This is a genomic window from Micromonospora sp. NPDC023869 (assembly GCF_055559695.1).
The window spans coordinates 177,014-197,852 of sequence record NZ_JBVHKD010000005.1 but is presented as its reverse complement, the minus strand read 5'-3'; the positions used below and the strand labels follow the sequence as shown (position 1 = coordinate 197,852).

Genomic DNA, 20,839 nt, shown 5'->3' with positions numbered 1-20,839 from the left:
CTCACGCCATCAGCGAGCCGGTCAGCTCCACAACCCGGTTCGTGCTCCACTGCCGCAGCCCGTACCGGGCGCCTGTCACCGACACGATCGGGCCGATGTCGACCTCCGACACCTTCCGGCCCCACGCGATCTGCCCGGCGTCGCCGATCTGCCGCGTCCGCACGTTCCGGACCGCCGTGTTCAGCGGATCCTGGCCGATGTGCCGCAGCACCGACTGCGGCCGGCGGAACGCGTCGATGAACTGGCCGACCGCCGCCGCCATCCCGGCCGCGTCCAGCACCAGCACCTCACCGCGTTGCACCCGCTCCGGATCCTCAGCCACCCGGATCCCGTGCTCGGCCAGGTCGTCGAGCAGGGCGGCGGCGCCGTTCTTCGCGTCGACCACGAACACCGCCGGATCGAGCACCCGCCGCAGCTCCACCAGGCGGTCCACGATCCAGTCGGTGCCCGGCCGGTAGTCGAGCAGTTGCAGGTGTTCCAGGCCGTCGTCGCGGACACCAGCCATGCCGATCGACGCGTGGTCGCGCATCGGCGTCACGTCGACCATCACCGCGATGTCGCCGGAACGCTTCGACGTGGCGTCGAACATGTCCGACCACCGCTGCGGATCCAGCACGCCGCCGCCCACCAGCCGGGGAAGCCACGCGCCGCATCGCTCGATCAGGAACTTGTCACCCAGCCCGGACGGCTTGCACTCGTCTTCGACGGTTTCGAGTTCGATGCCGCTGCCGTCTGCTCGTGTCGTTCCGAGCGCCGGGTTGGTGGCGTACCACAGTTCCGGATCCTTGGCCTTCTCCCGGTCGGCGGGCTTCGTCGGGTCCAGGTCGGCGCCCCAGTCGAAGTGCGCCAGCCGCTTCTCGCTCGCCTCACCGTCGGCGCGCAGCCCGTACGCCCACGCCTCCGGGTCGTGTGGCGGCGTGCCGAAGAACCACACCTGCCAGTTGGGCATCGCCGAGGCGGCCGGCAGGATCGCGGCCATCTGCTCGCTGTTCAACGCCTGCGCCTCGTCCAGCACGATCTTCCCGGACGAGAAACCACGAATCGCCGACGCGGACCGGGTCGAATACTCCAGCATCCGGCCGTCGCGCAGCACGATCTTCTGTTCGCCGCTGCCCTGCCGGAACTGCTCGACCAGGCGCAGCAGATGCTTCGATCGGCGGATGATCCGCTCAAGCCGGATGTACGCCCGGGAACTGGTGCGGTGCTGGTGCGCCGAGTGGATGATCAGTTCCTCGTGCATCTGCGGCAGGAACAGCCACGCCAACTCCAACGCCTCGATGATCGCGCCCTTGCCGTTCTGGCGCGGCACCCAGACGGACACCTTCTTGGCCGTCCACCGGCCGTCGAGCGTCGCCCCCAACCCGTGCGTCAGCACGAACTTCTGCCACTCGTCCAGGTGCAGCCCGACCGACGCCGCCAGGTCGATGACCTCCGGCGCCTCGCTGATCGGGTAGAGCGGGAAGTTAGCTACCCGAGGCTTCTGCGAGCCTCTTCGCGCGAGCAGCGGCGAGTTCGTCAAGGAAGCTGCCCCCCTGCTCGGACTCGTCGGAACCGGTGGCGCTCTGCCGCAGTTCGGCAACGAGCTGCTTCAACGCCAACTGCTGCTGGCGTGCCTCGCCCAACACCTTGTCCACCACGACCGTCATCTCAGTGCCGTCCTCCGACACCTCCAACGTCAGCCACGCCCGATCCCGACCGTTGAGGATCGCGTCCAGGCGGTCGAGCCGATCCACCAGCCGGCACGCCTCTTCCAGCACCACCCGCCGCGACCCCGACAGCCGGTCGCCGTCCATGTCGTCCCACAACTGCCGGCCGCGCACCCGCAGGAACCGGGGTCGCCGGTCGTCACCGTCACGTGTCACGTCACGCGTGACAGCCGATGTGACGGGCGTGCCGGCCGCGTCCGAACACCGGTCCGGGTCGCAAAGCGAATGATCACCGGCCTTGTGCGCCCGCGAGCGTCGTTGCCGCTCAGCCCCGGTCAGGCTCATGTCGGTCGCCCCCAGGATTCGGCCGGACAGAGATTTTCGCCGCTTCGCTTGGGGTCACCTGGGTCTACGGTCTGTGACCTCAGACCCCCTATCCCCTCACACTGAGTGAGGGTCGATGGTGATCACGACGGTGGATGGGGTGGGCTGCTGCTCACGCTCACGTTCGTGCCTACGTCCTGCGCCCTTGCTGCTGTTGCATCCGAGGTGGACGCTGGCCAGGTTGTCGATGTCGGTGAGTGGCCCACCGTCTTGGGTTTCGATGACGTGGTCGACGGACTTCGAGTCGGTGTTGACGAGTCCGGTGTCTGGGTCGCGGTAGGGCAGCGTCCAGTCGATGGGCTGGCCGCATGGCTTGTCGCTGGTGCCGGGGCACACGTAGCCGGGGGTGTTCCTGTCGCGTGCGTACACGAGTCGGCTGAGGGTGCGTCGTCTGCCGCCGAGGCTTCGCCATGCGTGGGACATGGGCGCCGCCTCTCTGCTGGCCGGCGAGGTCAGCGGCTGCCGCCTAGGTGTGGCGGGGGTCACACAATTCGCATCCTGTATTTGCGGGGTTCGCTCGGACTAGTTGCCGATCCATCTTGTTGGGCGTTGAAGATCAACGCCCCCGAGTTGAGAGGGGCACAGGATGGCCGGCAAGAAGAAGAGGATCCGCAAGGGTGGGCGACTACGGAAGCGTCAGCGCCTGAATCGTGAGCGGGTGCTGGCGCTGATCAGGTTCGCGGCGAGGGTGGCGGTGCACATCGTCATCAGTCTGATCTGGTAGCGGCAGGCATGCGAACGGCCCGCCTGGTGGGGCGGGCCGTGTTCGTTGTACGTACGCATCTCGTCTCGACTACGAAGCCGCCGAGCGGGCCGTCACGGGCACAGTTCACCTGCTGCGCCAGTGTGTGATCACGATGGTAGCGCACGCCGTTTCGGGTCGGTAAGTAGCTCGACGTGGGCTGCGTCCTTCAACCGGTAGTAGCTGTTGCCGGTGCGTGCGCCGGGTACGTGAACGGATGGCAGCAGGCCGTGGAGGCGGTCGCCGTGGCGGCGGGATCGGCGGGCCCAGTCGCGGATGCGGTCGGCGTTGATGGTGCGCTCTGGGCTGCTGAGCAGCGCAGCGAGGTCGGCGGCGGTGCCGTACTCGTAGCCGTCGCGGTCACGTGGCAGGGCAGGTGCGGCGAGGGTGATCATGCGGTCGCCTCCACGGTGATGTCCAGGTTGAGTGTGGTTGCCGCCCAGGTGGCGGACCAGATGTGGGGGGTACGCCTTACTTTGACGTCCATGCCGCACGGGCAGGACATGCCGGTGCACCAGCATCCGGCGCCGCAGATGACGGGCCACGCGGCCCGGTCCGGGTTGCTGGTGCGGGCACGCAGCATTCGGGTGCCGCAGGCCGGGCACTTCGGGTTGCCGGGCAGCGGCCAGTGGTCGTCGCCGAGGCGTAGCGCCCGACGGACGGCGGTGTCGGCGCGGGCAAGGTGACGGCCGACTTCGTGGGCGGTGGCCGGGTCCAGGTCGCCGATGACGGCGGTCAGGGCGGCGAGGGCGGGGCCGACGGGTAGCCCGGTCTGGCGGAGCGCGGATGTGGCTAGCCACCGGGCGGAGTCGACGTTTTCGCGGACGGTGTCGGCGAGCTGGCGGCGGGCGCCGGTGGTGAGGCTGGCGGTGTCGGCGGTGGGGTCGCCGTGGCTGCCGACACCTCGGCGGGTTCCCCACACGGTGGACCGTAGGCCGTCTTCGGTGCCGGCCGGGTTGGTGTCGCGGAGTACCGACCATGCTCGGCGCAGCGACCAGCAGGTGGCGGTGGCGTCCATGTTGGCGGGGTGGTGGCTCACGTCGGGCTCCCGGCTTGTGCGGTTGGGCTAGTTGTGCAGGTGCGTCGGCGGCTGCGGTGGCGGGGCCGCAGGTAGGCCAGCGGCGCGACGGTGGTCGTTGACGGTGAGGTTCGGCTGGCGGCCGGCGGCTTCAACTCGGGCGAGCAGGGCGGCCAGTTCGCTGTTGAGCTTGCGGAGGTCGGCCAGGTGCTTGTCGTCGCGGCGTGCCCGGTCGGGGCGGAACACGGCCCAGGCGATGACGAGGAAGACGGCCCAGAACCCGGCGGCACCGATGACGGCGACGAGTTCGGCGGCGGTCACCGGTCACCGCCGAGGGTGGCGACGGCGGCGTTGAAATGCTCGATGACCAGACCGGTGTGACGGGGGCACAAGATCACGTCGGCGGCCGGGTCGGCGGCTTCGGCAGTGCACCGCTGGTTGTTTCGGCGCAGGTAGCGGCAGGTGACCTTGCGGGGTTCGCCGGGGCGGGCGCGGCCGGTGCCGGGGGCGTTGGTGTCGGGCTTGATGGAAACGTCGATGATCATGCGTTCTCCCAGGTGGATAGGCTATTCGGGTTTCGGGGAATGGCTATGCGATCGGTTGACCGATCGGTTGTCCGATGCCGCCTGGCGGCACGCCCGATCGACCGGTGTCATGACACCTGCGGCGGGTTGATGCGGTCGGCGAGGGCCGCGAGGCTGTCGGCGGACCGCTGGTAGCCGGCGGCCACCTCGCCCTCGCTGTGGACGGCTTGCATATGCAGGTAGGTGCCGATCCAGCGAAGTAGGGCGGGTGCGGCGGCGGCGCCCAGGTCGGTGGCGACGGTCGGCCAGCCTTCGCGCTCGAACCGTTCGAGGTCGAGGCGTTCGGCGATGGCGTCGGCGGTCACCATCACGGGGCCGGTGAGAGCGTGGGCGGTCACGCCGCCAGTCACGGGCGCAGTCACGGCGTGACGGTTGGCGTCGACCGGCACCAGGTGCCGTAGCTCGGTGCCGTCGCCCATCTGCTCGGCGTACTGGTCGGGCGTCACCGCGCCCTCGTTTTCGAGGAACACGGGCACGACGCGGGCGGTATCGCCGCCCACGGTTTCGGTCAGCCAGCCGATGAACGGCAGGGTGTGCCCTTCGGTCTGGTCGGGGCGACTGAACACGCCGTAGTCGTAGCGGCCATCGAGGACGATCATGGGTTTTGCTCCTTTGCGGATGGCAAGTGCCATGGCGTTTGCCATCGGGTGGGCTACTCGGTCCGGGTCACGCAGACCGGAGGTGTCATGACACCCCTGCCCGCGCGGAGGGCATCTCCGGGGCGTTGAGGGGGTCGGACCTTGACGTGCGGTCGGACCGGGCACAGCACCGAGAGATGCCCCCCGCCGGGGGTGCGGGTGATGGGGATCCGACGGTGCGGGGGTTGGATCTCGCCTACCCCCCGCAAGGCCGTCGGGAGGCTTCCGCAGGTCAGCACCCCTCCGGCACCTGCCGTGCGGGTGATGCGGGTGGTAGGAAGGCTGTTTCGGCCCCATTCCTTGAGGGCGTCAGAAAATCCCCCCGCCCCAAACCGGCACCAGTGCGACCTATTCGGACAGATGTAGGGGGGTGTTTTTTCTTCGCGCACGTCCCGGGAAGCTGAAATCGGCGTTCTATCACCCGCATCCCCCGCAACGTCGATGGACTTACACCCATGACCTGCGGTTTTGCGGATTGATCTTCGCGGGGGGTAGGAGTCGGTGCCGGAACCTATCCCCCGCAAGGGGGTGATGACCTGCGGGGGGTGCGCGGGGGATGGGGTTCGCCTACCCCCCGCAAGCCCCGCAAGCCCCGCACGGGCCGTCACCGGGCGTCCTCGGGGATCTCGTCACCGTTCTTGATGACCGAGTAGGTCCACACCTTCGTGTTGGAGTTGAAGAACCCGTTCAGGCGGAAGCCACCCCGGTACCGGCCGACCTCGGATGCGAGCATCTTCCCGAGGCCGACGGCCGACGGTGTCTGTCCGTCCTTCTTGCGCACGAGGAACGTGCCGTGCCACCTGTCTCGTTCCTCGAAGGGTGCGCCGATGGGAGGCAGGGTCGAGTCGTGCAACTGCTTGGCCGTCAGGCGTTCATCGCCGAACAGGGCGTACCACTGGGCGTAGAACGCGCCGTACTGCGCCTCTTCCTCGTCGGCCTCGTGCAGGGTGTCCCGGTTGGTCATGAACCCGGACTCGCCGAGCCAGTCAAGGAACCCAGCCGTGGCCGACGCCCAGGGCGTGAACGTCCGCATCGGGATTTCGATCCGCTTCGCCCCGGCCACGATCCACCCGCGCACCAGCACGAGCAGATGCCGCAGCAGGGTCGCCCGGTTCGCGGGGTCGGTCAGCCACTCCTCCAAGTCGCCGAGCGCGAACTCCGACGACGGGCGCATGTCCGGGTTCGGCATCCTGGCGTCGACCTTCACCGGCACCGTCCGGGAGGCGTTGTCGCCGCCGATGGACAGACTGTTACCCGTGACCATCCACACCCGGTCGTTGGGTACGCGGACGCTGGTGGAGGCGCCGAGCAGACGATCCGACCATGCGGCGGCGGTGAGCAGCGCCGACAGGGTGGGCTGGTCGACGGTTTCGCCCTTGCCGACGTTGTCCAGGCAGACGACCGCCCCGCCGTTGTCGACCAGGATCGACGTGATGGCCTTGCGGAGTTCCACGTCGTCGCTGACCCAGGGCCGGATGTGGCCGGAGAACACCTTGGTCATGATCAGCGCGAGCAGGGACTTGCCGGTGCCGGGCGAGGCGGCGTCGATGGCGACCATGGGCACCAGCACGCCGCCGAGGTAGTGGCGGATCAGTGGGGCGACGAGCACGCCGATGTAGTTGGCCCGACTCGGCCCGACCCACGGGAAGTTCGCCAGCAGCTTGCCGGTGAGGAACGTCTTCGCGTCCTGAATCTCTTCCTCGGTCGGCTGGTCGGGCACCGGGTCAATGGACAGCTTCGGCGCGTAGATCACCTTCGTGGCTTCGTCGTATCCCGGTTCCTGAACGAGAGTGCCGTCCGGCCGGAACAGCGGGGTGGTGACGATGCCGTGCAGCACCGGCAGGCCATCCCACCGGGCCGACGAAAGGGCGGCGGCGGCCAGGTGCTGCTTCGGCGTGGACTCGACGTCGATGAACTCCACCGACCCGTCGGGAAGCCGCTCCTTCTCCACCGAGTAGGTGTAGGTGGTGTCGGCCAGGAGCCGGGCGAGCCGGGTCGGGTCCACGATGTTGACGACCTGGGCGGGTTCGTCGTCGTCTTCGATCGCCCCGGACGGGGTTTCCACCACCACGACCGACCCGGCCCGCACGTAGGTGTCGGGCAGGGTTCGGGAGTTGATGGCCCGGGTGATGGCGCGGATCGATTCGGGGTCGGTGCCGAGTTGGATGTCAGGTCGGCTGCTGCCGGTCCGCTGGTTCCGCTGTGCCTCGATCTGCTGGCGCCGCTGCTCGGCCAGGGCCGCCTTCGCGGCCTTGTCCGCCTGCTTGGCCATGTGCCGTTCGTGGAGTTCCCGCGCGGCCTTGGCCTTGGCTGACTCGGTGTCGCCGGCACCGTGAACCACAGTCAGGTTAGGGCGCTGGTCGATGGGGTCAACGCTCACGGCAGCCGCACCCCCTCGGCAGCGAAACCGTCGATGATGGCGCGGCGGGTGTCGCGTTCGGTCTGCTCGGCGCGGCGGCCGGCGTCGGTGAGTGCGGCCACCGCGTCGGTGGTGCTGATCGCCCCGGCCGCCACCATCCGGGCCACACCCCTGCTGCTGCCGTAGAGCACCACCCGGCGGCGTCCGGACGGCGCCCGGTCGACGGCGGACAGGTGCGCGGCCAGCAGCCGATCCGGCCGCTTGATGTCGCCCGTGGTGGTGGTCGACGGGGTGACGCCACCGGCAGGCAGCACGACGGCCTGCGGCGGCTGGCACGCCTCCACCAGCAGCGGCGACATCTCGGCGAGCGGCCCGCGCTCCACCCAGACGTACGGCAGTCCGGTGCGAGGGTGAACCGACGGCGGGGCAACGGCGTAGCCGCCGTCACCGCGAACGTCGACACCCTGACCGATCCGAGACTGGCTGCACGGCAGGTAGCCGCCGGGGTGGGCGAGGTGAAGGTGGTAGCCGCCGCTGCCGGTCCGCACCCATGAGGTGGGCGGGATGTTCCAGCGGCGGATCAGCTCGGCGACGTCACCGTCGTTGCCGAGGTCGACGTCCAGGACGACGACGCCGGAAGGTGCGCCGGTGCGGATGGCGAGCGTGCCGTTGGGGACAGCGTCGGACATGGCCCGGATCCGGTTGTGGTCGCGGCTGGCGGCGTGGAAGCCGTGGCAGAGCAGGTGGCCGCAGGTGGCCGGGTCGTGGCTGCCGGGGGTCTTGCAGTCGGGGCAGTTGCCGACGGGACGCTTCGACCTGCCCAACCAGAAGACGTGACGGCCTTCGTCGGCGAGCCGGTACGCCTCGTCGAGCAACGCCGACCGGGTCAGGGTGACGGTCACGCGGCCTGCCCGCCGTTCTGCTTCGCCATGCGGGCAGCGATCCAGGCGTCAGCCTCGGGACTGACGCGAATCTCCCACGCCCCGGCCAACTCCGGCTCCTGAGCTAACAACAACCGGCTGTAGTACGCGCGCAAGTTGTTGTTCATGGACGCAGAACCGTCGCCCTTGAACCGATCCTCAACCTCCCACCTGACGTGCTCCCAGACGTTCGGGAAGCCGGTGCGCGGCTTGCGGCCCTGCCGGATCCGGCGGCGGATCCGGTGCAAGGCGACTTCGCAGAGAGCGTCGTACAGCAGCGGGTACCGGGCGTGGTGCGCCTCGAACACCTCAGGGGTGGTCAGGTGACGGTGGGCGCTCTCGTCCCACTGGTCGCCTTCCTGCGCCTGGGCGAGCAGGTCGAACAGGTCCGGCCCGGTGTTGGGCGCGGGACGGAGGTCGGCAAGGTGGACAGTCGGCCGGGTGCGAATGATGCTGCCGGCATCGTCTGCGGGCTGCTGGTTGTCGGAGGTGTCCGGTACGGTCTGGGTGTGGCGTGAGTCGCGTTGCGCGCCGCCAGCGAAGATGTCTACCATGTATCCACGTCTTCCAATGGATAGCCCGGGACTAGCCCCCCGGGCTTTCTGCTGTCCGGGAGTTGGTCAGGCGGCGCGGCGCTGCGCGGGGACGCGCGGGCGCAGCACCTGGACCGGGCGGTCGGCGCGTGCCGCAGCCAGGAAGGGCCGCATCAGGTCGGCAACCTGAGCCATCTGCTCGGGTGCGGGAAGCGGCCAGCCGGCGACCAGCTCGGCGGCAGCGGCCTGCCGCTCAGCCGGGGTCATGCGGCACCAACCTGGGTGCGCTGGCGCCGCTCGGCCCGCGCCTTAACGCCCTTGAGGCTGGCGTCGGCGAGTCGGGCGCGGCGCAGCAGCCGAACCTGACGGCTCAGCTCATCAGGGTCGGTAGCGGCCAGGGTGCCATTGGGGTCGATTTCGCGGGCAAGCGCAGAGCGGATTCCCTCGCGGGCCTTGGCCATGGCTGCGTTGTGCTCGGCGGGGGTCTTCTTGGCGGCGCTGATGCTGCCAGCCTTGACGGCCCGCCAGTGGCGCATTTCCTGCGCAAGTTCAGGATCGGTGATGGGCATGAGGTCCCCTCAGGTGGGGCCTCAGCGGCGTGTGACGTTTCACCTACGACTTGGAGTCGTAGTTGAGTATCACGTCTACGACTCAGTAGAGTCGCAGGTAGCCGGTAGTGCGCCAACACTGACCGGCCGGTTGCCGCCGAGGCGGTAATCGAATCCAGGGCGGTGGGGTCGGTTTTCCGGCCCCACCGTTGTTTTTGCCCTCCGGAAGTCCGGCGGACCATTCGCAAGCGTCGTCCTTCGATCTCGAACTTGACCCCGAGTTCGGGGTTCATGTCCGGTCCTGTGGACGGTACAACTCTGTCAGACGAGCGCAGTGGTTGTCCAGCGACGTGACTACTGACTGTGTGGATTGGCCGCGCACCTATCCGTGCACCAGGATCGGCGATCTTGGCCTGATCATCACCGACGATCGAGCGAACATCCGTTCGAGGTGTGCCATTGGTGACACGCTTCATCCTGCTACAACTTGCTAAAGGTGGCGGTGCGGACAGCGACCGCGCGTCATGCATGACGCGCGACGCGTCACGCGTGGCGTGTCTGACCGGACACTCACCCCCATCGATCAGCAGTGACTCTGAGTAACATTTTGCCAGGCTGGATGTGGGCCGCGTGCGAACCGCTACCGACCCGTAACGCACATCTTGCACATAGACAGATGGAACTATCCCCTGTTCGGACAGGAAGAGGCGTATCCAGCCAGATACACGGCCCCGTTCGCTCGAATTCGCAACCACGCCGCCCCCTTCCGTCACGGTCGGTAGATCCTTTCTGAACCTTTCCTAGCTGCTCATTCTCCGAACTGTTCACTCCTGAGTGCCCCCACCGACACTCTGGGGGGTCAGTGCAGTGCAACACCCGGCACGCCATCCGTGACATCCCGTCATCGGCAGCTCACCGCCCTGACCGAAGCGGGGTGATCACAACCGTCTCCGGCCGGAAAGTCCGGGTACCCCGACCCGGCGGCATGAGCGTGACCGACATCACGCTTTCGATCACCGCTCTCAGTCGGTCGGTGTCCATCGCCCGCACCGCAGCCGCCACATCCGGGGCGCCGATCAGCGGCTCCAACACCGACACGCGACCCACCCGCACCAGCAGACGTTCCAGTTCGGCAATGCGTCCCCGCAGCACCTTCGACCCCGACCGCAACTGCTGGTCGTCCACCTCATCGGCTGCGTGCATCACCGCAAGGTTGTTGAGCTTCCCGCGAAGCTTCGACAACTCGGCCCGGATCTCGTCCTGGTCGCCGGCCTCGTCGTCGTCGGCCCGCAGCATCTCGGCGGCGTCGGGTCGGCTCAACCACGCGATCAGCACATCGGTCACCCACGCGTCTACCGGCTCGGCCTGCCGGGAAACGTGACCGTAGGTGGCCGAGCAGCGGTAACCGGGCTTGCCACCTTTCCCGCCGCCCGCGTGGACGGTGGCGCCGCACCCTTCCACCCCGCAGACGGCGATGCCGGTGAGCAGATGCACGCCGCTGCGGTTCGGGCTTGACCGGCGGGCCGGGTCGGTAAGCACGTCAACCACCGCCCGCCACGTCGACTCCGACACCACGGCGGGCCACGTGGCCCGCCCCACGATGCTCTGTAGGCGCGCTTTCACCGGATGGAGGGTGCCGCGCAGGGTTTCGTCTACGTGGTGCCGCAGGGCGGCGTTGCGCGGGTTCAGCAAGACACCCCGAAGGTTCCCGGCCGTCCACTCGGATGGCTTGCCGTCACGGGTGAGTTGGGTGGTGGTCAGACCCCGCTTGTTCCATTCGCGGGCGATACGGCCGAGCGGCACACCAGTCAGCACGTCCCGGTACGCCGCGCGCAGCGCCTCAGCCTCTTCGGGGACCAGGGCGTTGAAGTCGCGGATCTCCCGGACCTCAGTCTTGCCGGTCTGCTCGTTGACGTGTTCCTCGGTGCCGACGACCGGCCCGTAGCCGAACGGTCGCCGGCCACCGACGCGGCGGCCCTGCTCGGCGGCCTGCCGGTTGGCGGCCTGCTGACGGTCGGACTTGACGCGGATCTCGTTACGTGCGACGCCGGCCAGAATGTCGGCGATCAACCCGCCAGCCGGGGTGGACAAGTCCAGGTCGGACCCCCGCACGAACGCTAGGGTGATCTTCCGTTTCTCCCCCGCTTCGAGCAGCCGGACCGTGTCACGCCTGTTCCGGCTCAACCGGGTCATGTCCCAGGCGACGACGGCATCAACCTCACCTGCCTCGATGGCGGCCAGCAGTTCCTGAAACTTGGGCCGGTCCCGTTTGCCGGAGGCGGACGTATCGTTCTCGACAAGCTCACGGGCGACACGCCACCCCCGCAGTTGAGCGAGTTGTCGCCCGTCATCGAGTTGGCGGGTGACCGCCAGGCCGTCGCCGTCGCGGTCGAGGGACTGCCGCGCATAGATCCAGGTTTTCACCTCAGCGAGTCTTGCATATTCCGGCTGGCCTGGACGATCGCCGACCTGGACGGACGGACCCAGCCGGACAAGAAGGACATCGCCGAGGCCATCACACTCAGGACGGGAGAGGGTACGTGAGCACGCACGAGGAGTCGCGGCTGGCGCGGGTGGCGCTGACCTGGCTGGCCGAGCCGGGCACCCGCTCGGTCTACCGGTTGGTCGCCGAGATCGGGCCGGTGGCCGCACTGGACCTGCTGCTCGACGGCGGGGCGCCGCAGGAGGACCTGCGCAACACCGTGGCCGCGCGCACCCGGGCCGGTGATCCGCGGGCGGTCGCCGCCGAGGCGCTACGCCGCACCGACCGGCTCGGTGCCCGCCTCGTCACGCCCGACGACGACGAGTGGCCGACGACGGTCGAGCAGTTGCGCCACCTCCGGCTCGACCTGCCCGGCAAGCAGCGTCGGGTCGACATCGAGACCGATCCCCCGCTCTGCTTCTGGGTACGCGGCTCGTGGCGGTTGGACGAGACGTTGGAGCGGTCGGTGGCGGTGGTGGGGGCGCGGGCGGCCACACCGTACGGCATGCACGTCGCCACCGACCTGGCCTACGGGCTGGCCGACCGGGAGTGGACGGTCGTCTCCGGCGGCGCGTTCGGCATCGACGCCGCCGCACACCGGGGCGCCCTGAACGCCGGTGGGTTGACCGTCGCGGTGCTCGCGTGTGGAGTGGACCGGCCGTATCCGCTGGGCAACACCGCGCTGTTCGACCGGATCGCCGAGACCGGCCTGTTGGTGAGCGAGTGGCCGCCGGGTGCCGAGCCGTTGCGTCCACGCTTCCTCATCCGCAACCGGGTGATCGCGGCGGCCACCAGGGGCACCGTGCTGGTGGAGGCGGCGGCGCGCAGCGGCGCGACCCAGACCACCCGACGCGCGCTCGCCCTGAACAAGCGCGCGATGGTGGTGCCCGGTCCGGTCACCTCGGCGATGTCGGTCGGTGCGCACGAGATCCTGCGGGCAGACTCGGCGGCACGGCTGGTGACCGGGTTGGCCCAGGTGTTGGAGGAGGTGGGCCCGATCGGTGAGCTGGCGCCGGTGCCGCGCGGTCCGGAGCACCCCGCCGACCTGCTCGACGACGACGCGAGGTCGATCCTGGAGTCGCTGCCCCGACGCGGCACCCTCGGCGTGGACGACATCGCGGCAAGGGCCGGCCTGGTCGTCCGCTCGGTCCTGCGCACGCTGGCGATGCTCGAGGAACTGTCCCTCGTGGTGCGACGCGAGGACGGGTACGCCCTGGCCGACCCGGCAGGTCATCCGCCCCGGTCCCCGTGAACCCGACACGGGCGTCCGCACCCGGCAAGCGCGCCCGCACCCGGCAAGCGCGCCCGGCCGGGCCGCGTGGTCGCGGGTGGCGCCGACCGGCCGTAGGCTGGCAAGCGTGCGGGGTACGGACGGACAGGGCCGGGACGTCCGCGGCACCCGGGCGGTGCACGCGGCGCTGCCGGAGCCGCTGCGCGACGCGGTGGACGACTTCGCCCGCCACCTCGCCTCGGTCCGCAACCGGTCGGCCCACACCGTACGCGCCTACGTCGCGGATCTGGTGTCCCTGATGGAGCATGCGCGACGGATGGGCTGCACCCGGGTCGCCGAGTTGACCCTCGACACGGTCCGCAGCTGGCTGGCCCGGCAACGCACGACGGGCGCGGCCCGCACCTCCATGGCCCGGCGGGCGGCGGCGGCGCGGACCTTCAGCGCCTGGGCCCACCGGGAGGGGCTGCTGCCCACCGACGTGGCCGCCACCCTGGCCAGTCCCCGCGCGCAGCGGACCCTACCCACGGTGCTCCGTGCCGACCAGGCCGCCCAGCTCGTCGAGGCACCGACCCGCGTCACCGCCCCCGCCCGCGTCACCGACCGCAACACCGGCCCCGACACTGCGCGGGAGACCGCCGACACCGATGCCGCGCCGAAGGCCGCCGGCACCGGCACCGCGCCGGAGACCGCCGACACCGATGCCGCGCCAGAGGCCGCCCTCACCGACGTCGGGCGGACTGATCGGGGACACCGCGCACCCGTCGACGGCTCCGGGGAGCCGGACCGGACCGCCGAGGCGGTGCTACTGCGGGACCGGGTGCTTTTGGAGCTGCTCTACGGCACGGGGGTACGGATCAGCGAGGCGTGCGGGCTCGACGTGGCCGACGTCGACCACGCCCGACGCGTGGTGCGGGTCCACGGCAAGGGTGGTCGGGAACGGAGCGTGCCGTACGGGCTGCCTGCTCAGCGTGCCCTCGACGACTGGCTGCGGCGAGGGCGGCCGGTGCTGGCGGTCCCGGGTTCGCGCGACGCGCTCCTGCTCGGCGCTCGGGGTGGTCGCCTGAACCCGACGACCGCTCGCCGGATCGTCGCCGGGTACGCCGAGGCCGCCGACCTGCCCCGGACGAGCCCGCACGCGCTGCGCCACTCGGCCGCCACCCACCTGCTCGAAGGTGGCGCGGACCTGCGAGCGGTGCAGGAGTTGCTGGGGCACTCGTCGCTGGCCAGCACCCAGGTCTACACCCACGTCTCGGTGGAGCGGCTGCGCGCCGCGTACCGGCAGGCCCATCCCCGCGCCTGACCGGAGCGGGCCGGGCGAGGCCGGTCAGCGGTTACGATCATCGGGTGAGCGTCCCGCCGCCGCCCGAGCCGATCGCGGGTGCCCGCCTGCTCTTCTCCCTCGATCCGGCGACCAGCCACCTCAACCACGGTTCGTTCGGGGCGGTGCCGATCGTCGCGCAACGGGCCCAGCAACGGTTGCGCGACGAGATGGAGTCGGATCCGCTGCGCTATTTCGTGCAGGGACTGGCCGACCGGATCGCGCACACCCGCCGACACCTGGCCGGTTTTCTGGGCGCGGACCCGGACGGCACCGCGCTGACCCCGAACGCCACCACCGGTGTGGCGGTGGTGCTCCAGTCGCTCGGGCTGCGCGAAGGCGACGAGGTGCTCACCACCGACCACGGCTATGGCGCGGTCACCCTGTCGGTGCAGCGGGAATGCCGCCGGAGCGGGGTGACCCACCGCGTGCTGCGGGTGCCGCTGGCCGCCACCGACGAGGAGATCCTGCAGGTCGTCCGGTCCGGGCTGCGTCCGGGGCGTACCCGGCTGCTGTTGGTGGACCAGGTCACCTCGGCCACGGCCCGGCTGTTCCCGGTCGCCGCGATCGTCGGGATCGCCCGGGAGCAGGGTGTGCCGGTGCTGGTCGACGCCGCGCACGCACCGGGCATGCTGGCCGCGTCGGTGCAGAGCATCGGCGCCGACTTCTGGGTCGGCAACCTGCACAAGTGGGGGTACGCGCCACGCGGCACCGCCGTGCTCGTGGTGTCACCGGCGTGGCGGGAGCGGATCGAGCCGCTGGTGGTCTCCTGGGAGCAGGAGTCGGGCTTCCCCGGCCGGTTGGAGTGGCAGGGGACGGCGGACTACACCGCCTGGCTCAGCGCACCGGCCGGGCTCTACACGCTGCGCAACCTGGGCGTGGACCGGGTACGCGCGCACAACGCCGCACTGGCCGCGTACGGGCAGCGGGTGGTCGGGGACGCGCTCGCGGTGCCGCCCGCCGAACTGCTCGACCCCGGCGGACCGACCGTCGCCATGCGGATCGTCCCGTTGCCGGCGGGCCTCGCCACGACCCTCGACGCGGCGCGGGCGTTGCAGGCCCGGATCTTCGAGCGGCTCGCCACCCAGGTGGCCGTCATGACCTTCGGCGGACGGGGGCTGCTGCGGTTGTGCGGGCAGGTGTACAACTCGCCGGACGAGTACGAGCGGCTCGCCGTCCGGCTGCCCACCCTGCTCGCCCAACGCTGACCGTCGTTCCGTCGTCCCGGGTGGTCGCGCCGGGGATCATCCGCGCCCGCCACGGAACATGACGGCGGCCGGGTCCGGATCGAGCGGCAGCAGGCGGGATCGACCGAGACCGAGCAGCGCCAGCGGGTCGAGGTAGTCGTCGCCCCGGCGTAGCCCCCAGTGCAGGCACGCCGCCTCGGGGCAGCCGGCGTGGCCGGGCAGCAGGGTGCCCAGCGCGGTTCCCGCCGACACCGACGTGCCAACCGTGACGTCCGCCTGGACCGGCTCGTAGGTGGTGCGCAGGCCGTCCGGGTGCGCCACGGAGAGCACCGGGCGGCCGGCGACCATGCCGGCGAACAGGACGGTGCCGGTGCCGGCGGCCCGGATCGTCGCACCGGCCGGAGCGAGCAGGTCGACCCCGCGATGGCCGGGCAACCACGGGCGGGGCGGCGGATCGAACCGACGCACCGGGTGCGGCCGGCCGTCGACCGGCCACCTGAACCGCCCGGGCTCCACCGGCCGTTCCGGAGCAGCCCGCAACGGCACGACCGGAGGCGAAACGGCTGGCGCGGGCGTTGCGGCAGCCGCAGACGGCAGGCCCGGAACTGGCGCACCACCAGGCGGGACGGCCGCGAGCCCGGTCCGCACCGGAGCGGCACGGGGCATGACCGCGACCGCTAGCGATGCCAGGACCGGCAGCAGCGCGACGACACCGGCGAGGAGAACACCCCGCCTGCCACCGCGCCGGGCCGCCGAGCGCGGGCGTGCCGCACCGGCCGGTCGCACGACGGGACACCGGCCCGCAAGAGGACGCGGGGTGACCGTCGGCCGCACACGCGCGGCAAGAGATGGCACAACCTCGCCACCCCGCGCCGACACCCGCCCGCTCGAACCAGCCACCGAGCCGGACCGCACCGAGGCGAACCACGCCGAGGCACGCGGCACCAAGGCGGACCACACCAGGGCAGACCGCGCCGGGACAGGCGACGCCGAAGCGGAAGGACCGAGTCTGATCAGTGACCGGATGGGCATGTCGGCGATCCTGACCGGACGGACGCCGGCCGGCTGCCCCGCGCGCCTCGCCTGTGGACAGCGGGACGTCCTGTGGACAACCCGCGCCGGAGGAGCTGATCTGCTATGGCCCAGCCCAGCGGGCCTAGGCTCGACGGGATGACGCGCGATTGGTACGCCTGGCACGACCAGTACACCGGCCCCGCCTCGCCGTTGTCCCGGCGGCTGGCGGAGGTGCGTACCCACGTCGGCGCTGCGCTGGACGCGGCACGGCCCGGACCTCTGCGGGCGGTCAGTCTCTGCGCCGGTCAGGGACGTGACCTGATTCCGGTGCTGGCGACGCACCGGCGTGGCGGTGACGTGACCGCACGGCTGGTGGAGCTCGATCCGCGCAACGTCGAGGTGGCACGGGCGGCGGTGGCGCGGGCCGGGTTGCCCGGGGTCGAGGTGGTGCCCGGTGACGCGGCCCGCACCGACGCGTACGCCGGACTGGTCCCGGCCGACCTGGTGCTGGTCTGCGGCGTCTTCGGCAACATCACCGAGGCGGACATCCGGGCCACGGTGGGCCACTGCGCGTCGCTCTGCGCCACCGACGGCACGGTCTTCTGGACCCGGCACCGAGGGGCGCCGGACCTGGTGCCAGCGATCTGCGACTGGTTCGCCGAGGAGGGCTTCGCCCCGGTGGCGGTCAGCTCTCCGGCAGACGGGGTGGGGGTGGGCGTGCACCGGTTCCTCGGCACGCCCCGACCGCTGCCGAGCGGGGTGACGATGTTCGAGTTCACCGGGCGGCCGACCGACGACGTCGACCGCTGACCGGACACGGTGGACGGATCGCGGCGGTGGGGGTCACCGGCGATGCCCGTCCGGGCGGGGACGTACGGGTCAGCCGCCGAAGCCGGAGTCGGCGGGGAGGGAGATGTCCGGCTTCTCCAGCTCCTCGACGTTGACGTCCTTGAACGTCATCACTCGAACGTTCTTCACGAACCGGGCGGGGCGATACATGTCCCACACCCACGCGTCGTGCATCTCGACCTCGAAGTAGACCTCGCCGTCGGAGTTACGCACGTGCAGGTCGACCTGGTTCGCCAGGTAGAACCGGCGCTCGGTCTCCACCACGTAGGAGAACTGACGGACGATGTCGCGGTACTCCCGGTAGAGCTGGAGCTCCATCTCGGTCTCGTACTTCTCGAGATCTTCCGCGCTCATCGCACTCCGCCTTCCATGACCACATCTTCCCCCACCGACGCCGGAGGCCGAGGCTGCTCGCCCAACGCCACGCCGACGGTACCCCCTACGGCGGCTGAGCGCTCCATCGGCTCGTCCGGGCTTGCACCCAGCGGTCGCCGGGAGCGTGGCGGCCGACCGTCCCGCCCCGAGACAGCGGCCACGTTGACGTACGAGAACCGGTGTTGCGGGCACGGCCCACGGTCGCGCAACGCCGCGCTGTGCTCCGCGGTGACGTACCCCTTGTGCTCGGCGAAGCCGTAGCCGGGATGCACCGCGTCCAGCTCCACCATGATCCGGTCCCGGGTGACCTTGGCGAGCACGCTCGCCGCCGCCACACAGGCGGCCACCCGGTCGCCCTTCCACACCGCCAGCCCGGGCACGCCCAGCCCGTCCACGCCGAACCCGTCGGTCAGCACGTACTCCGGGCGCACCGTCAGCGAGGCGAGCGCCCGACGCATGGCGGCCAGGTTGCACACGTGCAGCCCTCGGGCGTCGACCTCCTCGGCCGGGACGACCACCACCGCGTACGCCAGGGCACACGCGACGACCTCGTCGTACACCCGCTCCCGGCTGGCCGGGGTGAGCAGCTTGGAGTCGGCCAGCCCGTCGATCTCGCCACGTCGCCCCTCCGGCAGGATCGCGGCGGCGGCCACCAGCGGCCCGGCACAGGCGCCCCGACCGGCCTCGTCGGCACCGGCGACGTGCCGGAAGCCCCGTCGTTGCAGGGCGCGTTCCAACGCATAGAGACCGGCGTCGCGGCGTACCACGGTGCGGGGCGGGGTCAGCATGCCGCACCCGAGGTCCGGGCCGGGCCGTCGGCGAGCACCCGGGCCAGCAACTGCGGCAGGTCCTGCGGGTAGTACCGCTCGTCGGTGCCGGCCAGCTCCGCCGCCGACCACCACCGGTGGCCGTCCACGCTGCCCCGCTCGATCTCGTTGAAGCCCGCGGTGTCGACCTCGTGCGCCGCCACCCGCACGAGGAAGAACTGCTGCTCCTGCCGATACCACACCCCGTCGAAGGGGAACTCGATCAGGTCGGCGTGCACCGGCTCGCCGATCTCGGCCACGGACAGCCGCAATCCGGTCTCCTCGGCCAGCTCACGGGCGGCGCCCTCGGCGTACGTCTCCCCGGGGTCGAGGCCACCGCCGGCGGTGAACCACCAGCGGCCGTGCTCCGGTCGGGCCGGATCGACGCCACGGAAGAGCAGCAACCTGCCCGCCGCGTCGACCAGGAGCACGCGGGCAGCGCGCCTCGGGGTATAGACCGTCACGGTATTAGCCTGCCAGACCCCGCCGACAACTCCCACGCCACCCGTTGCCGGGCGGCCGGGGTCAGGGTTGCGGGATCGATTCGAACTGCTCGGGCACGGTCAGCAGGGTGGCCCGGTCGACCGGCCAGAAGATCGTGAAGGCTCGACCCACCACGTCCTGCTCGGGGATGGTGGCCGTGTCGATGTTCTGCCCGGACTGCTGGTAGTGCTCCAGCGAGTCGCCGGAGGCGGACCGGTGGTCGCCCATCACCCAGAGCCGGCCCGGCGGCACCTGCACGTCGAACTCCTGGTCCGCCGGCTTGTCGCGCCGTCCGTCGAAGGAGAAGATGTACGGCTCGTCCAGCGGCGTGCCGTTGATCGTCAGCCGGTCCTGGTCGTCGCAGCAGACGATCCGGTCGCCGCCGACGCCGATCACGCGCTTGATGAAGTCCTCCCCCGCCGGGTTGCCACTCCACTCCACCGGCGCCTTGAAGACGATGACCTCGCCCCGGTGCGGTGACCGGAAGTTGTACACCAGCTTGTTGACCAGCACCCGATCGTCGATCTTGAGAGTGTTCTCCATCGACGGCGAGGGGATGAAGAAGGTCTGCAGTACGAAGGCTCGCACCAGTACCGCGACCACGATCGCCACCCCCAGAAGGATGGGCAGTTCCTTCCAGAACGAGTGGCGCGACTTGTCGGTCTGCTCGTCAATCACGGAAGGAGCCTACGTTGCCGGGTCGAGGACCACCGTCCGGAACGCGCGAGAACGGTCAGCGTGGCCGCGATCGGGAGGATCAGGACGACGTCCCCCACCGGCGTGGGTCGGACCGGCGGCGCGGCACCGTCGGCGCCCTCGGCACCGTCGGGTGGGGCGACGCTGGCGAACGTCTCCGGGATCGGCAGCGAGTGCCAACGGTCCGACGGCCAGACCACCGCGAACGCCCGGCCGACCACGTTGTCGATCGGCACCGGGCCCTGGCAGCGGGCGTCCTGCGAGACCAGGCGATGGTCACCCAGCACGAAGATCTGCCCGGGTGGTACGACGATCTCCTCGAACCGGCGGGAACGGCACTCCTCCGGATTCGGCGGCAGGTCCAGCGGAGAGTCCCGCAGCACGTAGGCCGACTCGTCCAGCGGGGTGCCGTTGACCAGCACCCGACCCTGGTCGTCGCAGCAGCTCACCCGGTCGCCGGGCAGCCCGATGACGCGCTTGATGAAGTCCTTCTCGCCGGGCCGGCCGACGCCGACCAGGTCGCCGATGGTGCGGCCGAGCTTGTCGGCGAAGCCGGTGGGCGGCTGCGTGTCGACCTGTGGCACCCACTCCTCGGTGCCGCGGAAGACGACCACCTCGCCGCGTTCCGGGTCGCGCATGGTGTAGACGACCTTGTTGACCAGCACGCGGTCATTGACCAGCAGCGTGTCCTCCATCGACCCGGAGGGGATGAAGAACGCCTGGAGCAGGAAGGTGCGGATCAGCACCGCGAGGCAGAACGCGACGACGAGCAGCAGCGGCAGCTCCTGCCAGAGCGGCATCTGCGGTTTGGTGCGACGGGTGCGTCGCCGCCACGGATCGACCGCGCCGCTGTCGTCAAGCGCCTGCACCACGCCCACTCCCCGGTCCGCAGAAACGACTACCGCCCGGAAGTCTCGTCGAGACCTCCCGGGCGGCAGTGGGGTCCATCCGCCTGTCCGGCGGATCACCGCCCCGCTGCGCCCGTACCGACCAGGGTAGTGCGGTCTGGCCGGTACGGCATACGCG

24 protein-coding genes and 2 pseudogenes are annotated in these 20,839 nt (G+C 70.6%); 6 read left to right on the top strand and 20 right to left on the bottom strand.

The window, feature by feature from the left end; translation table 11 throughout:
* Position 1 precedes the first annotated feature (1 nt).
* The 3 genes from ACZ31C_RS17045 to ACZ31C_RS17035 all read right to left on the bottom strand — a co-directional run bounded on the left by ACZ31C_RS17045 (position 2) and on the right by ACZ31C_RS17035 (position 2,399).
* Positions 2 to 1,519, bottom strand: coding sequence for a hypothetical protein (locus ACZ31C_RS17045; RefSeq protein ID WP_465796086.1), 1,518 nt, complete (start codon positions 1,517 to 1,519; stop codon positions 2 to 4).
* Entirely contained in the window at positions 1,464 to 1,991 is a 528-nt protein-coding gene (locus ACZ31C_RS17040) for a hypothetical protein (protein ID WP_465796085.1), read from the bottom strand. The genes ACZ31C_RS17045 and ACZ31C_RS17040 overlap by 56 nt, the downstream gene beginning before the upstream one ends.
* 96 nt (positions 1,992 to 2,087) lie before the next feature.
* Complete coding sequence (locus ACZ31C_RS17035) at positions 2,088 to 2,399, bottom strand: HNH endonuclease (RefSeq protein ID WP_465796084.1); 312 nt, start codon at positions 2,397 to 2,399, stop codon at positions 2,088 to 2,090.
* 217 nt (positions 2,400 to 2,616) lie between these two features.
* Between ACZ31C_RS17035 and ACZ31C_RS17030 the strand changes: the two genes are divergently transcribed.
* A complete protein-coding gene (locus ACZ31C_RS17030; protein WP_465796083.1) occupies positions 2,617 to 2,754 on the top strand; it encodes a hypothetical protein in 138 nt (45 codons plus the stop codon).
* 128 nt (positions 2,755 to 2,882) lie between these two features.
* On the opposite strand, the gene ACZ31C_RS17025 is transcribed toward ACZ31C_RS17030, so the two are convergent.
* The 11 genes from ACZ31C_RS17025 to ACZ31C_RS16975 all read right to left on the bottom strand — a co-directional run bounded on the left by ACZ31C_RS17025 (position 2,883) and on the right by ACZ31C_RS16975 (position 11,796).
* On the bottom strand, positions 2,883 to 3,167 hold the full coding sequence (locus ACZ31C_RS17025; RefSeq protein WP_465796082.1) for a hypothetical protein: 285 nt from the start codon (positions 3,165 to 3,167) through the stop codon (positions 2,883 to 2,885).
* Complete coding sequence (locus tag ACZ31C_RS17020; RefSeq protein WP_465796081.1) at positions 3,164 to 3,811, bottom strand: hypothetical protein; 648 nt, start codon at positions 3,809 to 3,811, stop codon at positions 3,164 to 3,166. The genes ACZ31C_RS17025 and ACZ31C_RS17020 overlap by 4 nt, the downstream gene beginning before the upstream one ends.
* A 27-nt stretch (positions 3,812 to 3,838) precedes the next feature.
* The gene (locus ACZ31C_RS17015; protein ID WP_465796080.1) at positions 3,839 to 4,111 is read right to left on the bottom strand and encodes a hypothetical protein; all 273 of its coding nucleotides are present in this window, start codon (positions 4,109 to 4,111) and stop codon (positions 3,839 to 3,841) included.
* Positions 4,108 to 4,335, bottom strand: a complete 228-nt coding sequence (locus tag ACZ31C_RS17010; RefSeq protein WP_465796079.1) for a hypothetical protein — start codon at positions 4,333 to 4,335, stop codon at positions 4,108 to 4,110. Before ACZ31C_RS17010 ends, ACZ31C_RS17015 begins: the two co-directional genes overlap by 4 nt.
* A 107-nt stretch (positions 4,336 to 4,442) precedes the next feature.
* Positions 4,443 to 4,973: a hypothetical protein gene (locus ACZ31C_RS17005; protein WP_465796078.1), complete on the bottom strand. Its 531-nt coding sequence runs from the start codon at positions 4,971 to 4,973 to the stop codon at positions 4,443 to 4,445.
* Positions 4,974 to 5,616: 643 nt separating this feature from the next.
* Positions 5,617 to 7,353 (bottom strand): hypothetical protein, encoded by a 1,737-nt coding sequence (locus tag ACZ31C_RS17000; RefSeq protein ID WP_465796077.1) that lies wholly within the window; start codon positions 7,351 to 7,353, stop codon positions 5,617 to 5,619.
* Between the two features lie 35 nt (positions 7,354 to 7,388).
* Complete coding sequence (locus ACZ31C_RS16995) at positions 7,389 to 8,273, bottom strand: bifunctional DNA primase/polymerase (RefSeq protein ID WP_465796076.1); 885 nt, start codon at positions 8,271 to 8,273, stop codon at positions 7,389 to 7,391.
* On the bottom strand, positions 8,270 to 8,845 hold the full coding sequence (locus tag ACZ31C_RS16990; protein WP_465796075.1) for a hypothetical protein: 576 nt from the start codon (positions 8,843 to 8,845) through the stop codon (positions 8,270 to 8,272). Before ACZ31C_RS16990 ends, ACZ31C_RS16995 begins: the two co-directional genes overlap by 4 nt.
* Before the next feature lie 66 nt (positions 8,846 to 8,911).
* Positions 8,912 to 9,091, bottom strand: coding sequence for a hypothetical protein (locus ACZ31C_RS16985; RefSeq protein ID WP_465796074.1), 180 nt, complete (start codon positions 9,089 to 9,091; stop codon positions 8,912 to 8,914).
* Positions 9,088 to 9,393: a hypothetical protein gene (locus tag ACZ31C_RS16980; protein ID WP_465796073.1), complete on the bottom strand. Its 306-nt coding sequence runs from the start codon at positions 9,391 to 9,393 to the stop codon at positions 9,088 to 9,090. Before ACZ31C_RS16980 ends, ACZ31C_RS16985 begins: the two co-directional genes overlap by 4 nt.
* 891 nt (positions 9,394 to 10,284) lie before the next feature.
* Positions 10,285 to 11,796, bottom strand: coding sequence for a recombinase family protein (locus ACZ31C_RS16975; RefSeq protein ID WP_465796072.1), 1,512 nt, complete (start codon positions 11,794 to 11,796; stop codon positions 10,285 to 10,287).
* A gap of 15 nt (positions 11,797 to 11,811) precedes the next feature.
* Here ACZ31C_RS16975 and ACZ31C_RS16970 point away from each other — a divergent pair.
* The 4 genes and pseudogenes from ACZ31C_RS16970 to ACZ31C_RS16955 form a co-directional block, all read left to right on the top strand.
* Positions 11,812 to 11,916 (top strand): annotated as a pseudogene (locus tag ACZ31C_RS16970) (magnesium chelatase subunit ChlI family protein); the annotation flags it as partial.
* Positions 11,913 to 13,106 (top strand): DNA-processing protein DprA, encoded by a 1,194-nt coding sequence (dprA, locus tag ACZ31C_RS16965; protein WP_465796071.1) that lies wholly within the window; start codon positions 11,913 to 11,915, stop codon positions 13,104 to 13,106. The pseudogene ACZ31C_RS16970 and the gene dprA, both read left to right, overlap by 4 nt.
* A 106-nt stretch (positions 13,107 to 13,212) precedes the next feature.
* Positions 13,213 to 14,385 carry a tyrosine recombinase XerC gene (locus ACZ31C_RS16960; RefSeq protein WP_465796070.1) on the top strand — a complete coding sequence of 391 codons (1,173 nt, stop codon included), beginning with the start codon at positions 13,213 to 13,215 and terminating at the stop codon, positions 14,383 to 14,385.
* Between the two features lie 44 nt (positions 14,386 to 14,429).
* On the top strand, positions 14,430 to 15,611 hold the full coding sequence (locus tag ACZ31C_RS16955; RefSeq protein ID WP_465796069.1) for an aminotransferase class V-fold PLP-dependent enzyme: 1,182 nt from the start codon (positions 14,430 to 14,432) through the stop codon (positions 15,609 to 15,611).
* Positions 15,612 to 15,647: 36 nt separating this feature from the next.
* Here the strand turns inward: ACZ31C_RS16955 and ACZ31C_RS16950 are convergent, their stop codons facing one another.
* A complete protein-coding gene (locus ACZ31C_RS16950; RefSeq protein WP_465796068.1) occupies positions 15,648 to 16,256 on the bottom strand; it encodes a murein hydrolase activator EnvC family protein in 609 nt (202 codons plus the stop codon).
* Positions 16,257 to 16,760: 504 nt separating this feature from the next.
* Here ACZ31C_RS16950 and ACZ31C_RS16945 point away from each other — a divergent pair.
* Positions 16,761 to 17,414 (top strand): SAM-dependent methyltransferase, encoded by a 654-nt coding sequence (locus tag ACZ31C_RS16945; protein WP_465796067.1) that lies wholly within the window; start codon positions 16,761 to 16,763, stop codon positions 17,412 to 17,414.
* A gap of 69 nt (positions 17,415 to 17,483) precedes the next feature.
* On the opposite strand, the gene ACZ31C_RS16940 is transcribed toward ACZ31C_RS16945, so the two are convergent.
* The 5 genes and pseudogenes from ACZ31C_RS16940 to lepB (ACZ31C_RS16920) form a co-directional block, all read right to left on the bottom strand.
* Positions 17,484 to 17,807 (bottom strand): DUF2469 domain-containing protein, encoded by a 324-nt coding sequence (locus tag ACZ31C_RS16940; RefSeq protein ID WP_007075222.1) that lies wholly within the window; start codon positions 17,805 to 17,807, stop codon positions 17,484 to 17,486.
* A complete protein-coding gene (locus tag ACZ31C_RS16935) occupies positions 17,804 to 18,616 on the bottom strand; it encodes a ribonuclease HII (RefSeq protein ID WP_465796066.1) in 813 nt (270 codons plus the stop codon). The genes ACZ31C_RS16940 and ACZ31C_RS16935 overlap by 4 nt, the downstream gene beginning before the upstream one ends.
* Entirely contained in the window at positions 18,610 to 19,098 is a 489-nt protein-coding gene (locus tag ACZ31C_RS16930) for an NUDIX hydrolase (protein ID WP_465796065.1), read from the bottom strand. Before ACZ31C_RS16930 ends, ACZ31C_RS16935 begins: the two co-directional genes overlap by 7 nt.
* Before the next feature lie 61 nt (positions 19,099 to 19,159).
* Positions 19,160 to 19,795, bottom strand: a complete 636-nt coding sequence (gene lepB / locus ACZ31C_RS16925) for a signal peptidase I (protein WP_131052215.1) — start codon at positions 19,793 to 19,795, stop codon at positions 19,160 to 19,162.
* Between the two features lie 9 nt (positions 19,796 to 19,804).
* Positions 19,805 to 20,685, bottom strand: a pseudogene (gene lepB, locus ACZ31C_RS16920) (signal peptidase I).
* Positions 20,686 to 20,839 lie beyond the last annotated feature (154 nt).

Bases quoted from the DNA above. Each gene is read 5' to 3' on its own strand.
- ACZ31C_RS16985 (WP_465796074.1), bottom strand. From the start codon at position 9,091: ATGACCCCGGCTGAGCGGCAGGCCGCTGCCGCCGAGCTGGTCGCCGGC.
- ACZ31C_RS16940 (WP_007075222.1), bottom strand. From the start codon at position 17,807: ATGAGCGCGGAAGATCTCGAGAAGTACGAGACCGAGATGGAGCTCCAG.
- ACZ31C_RS16980 (WP_465796073.1), bottom strand. From the start codon at position 9,393: ATGCCCATCACCGATCCTGAACTTGCGCAGGAAATGCGCCACTGGCGG.
- ACZ31C_RS17030 (WP_465796083.1), top strand. From the start codon at position 2,617: ATGGCCGGCAAGAAGAAGAGGATCCGCAAGGGTGGGCGACTACGGAAG.
- ACZ31C_RS16990 (WP_465796075.1), bottom strand. From the start codon at position 8,845: ATGGTAGACATCTTCGCTGGCGGCGCGCAACGCGACTCACGCCACACC.
- ACZ31C_RS17025 (WP_465796082.1), bottom strand. From the start codon at position 3,167: ATGATCACCCTCGCCGCACCTGCCCTGCCACGTGACCGCGACGGCTAC.
- ACZ31C_RS17040 (WP_465796085.1), bottom strand. From the start codon at position 1,991: ATGAGCCTGACCGGGGCTGAGCGGCAACGACGCTCGCGGGCGCACAAG.
- ACZ31C_RS17005 (WP_465796078.1), bottom strand. From the start codon at position 4,973: ATGATCGTCCTCGATGGCCGCTACGACTACGGCGTGTTCAGTCGCCCC.
- ACZ31C_RS16945 (WP_465796067.1), top strand. From the start codon at position 16,761: ATGACGCGCGATTGGTACGCCTGGCACGACCAGTACACCGGCCCCGCC.
- ACZ31C_RS16935 (WP_465796066.1), bottom strand. From the start codon at position 18,616: ATGCTGACCCCGCCCCGCACCGTGGTACGCCGCGACGCCGGTCTCTAT.
- ACZ31C_RS17010 (WP_465796079.1), bottom strand. From the start codon at position 4,335: ATGATCATCGACGTTTCCATCAAGCCCGACACCAACGCCCCCGGCACC.
- ACZ31C_RS16950 (WP_465796068.1), bottom strand. From the start codon at position 16,256: ATGCCCCGTGCCGCTCCGGTGCGGACCGGGCTCGCGGCCGTCCCGCCT.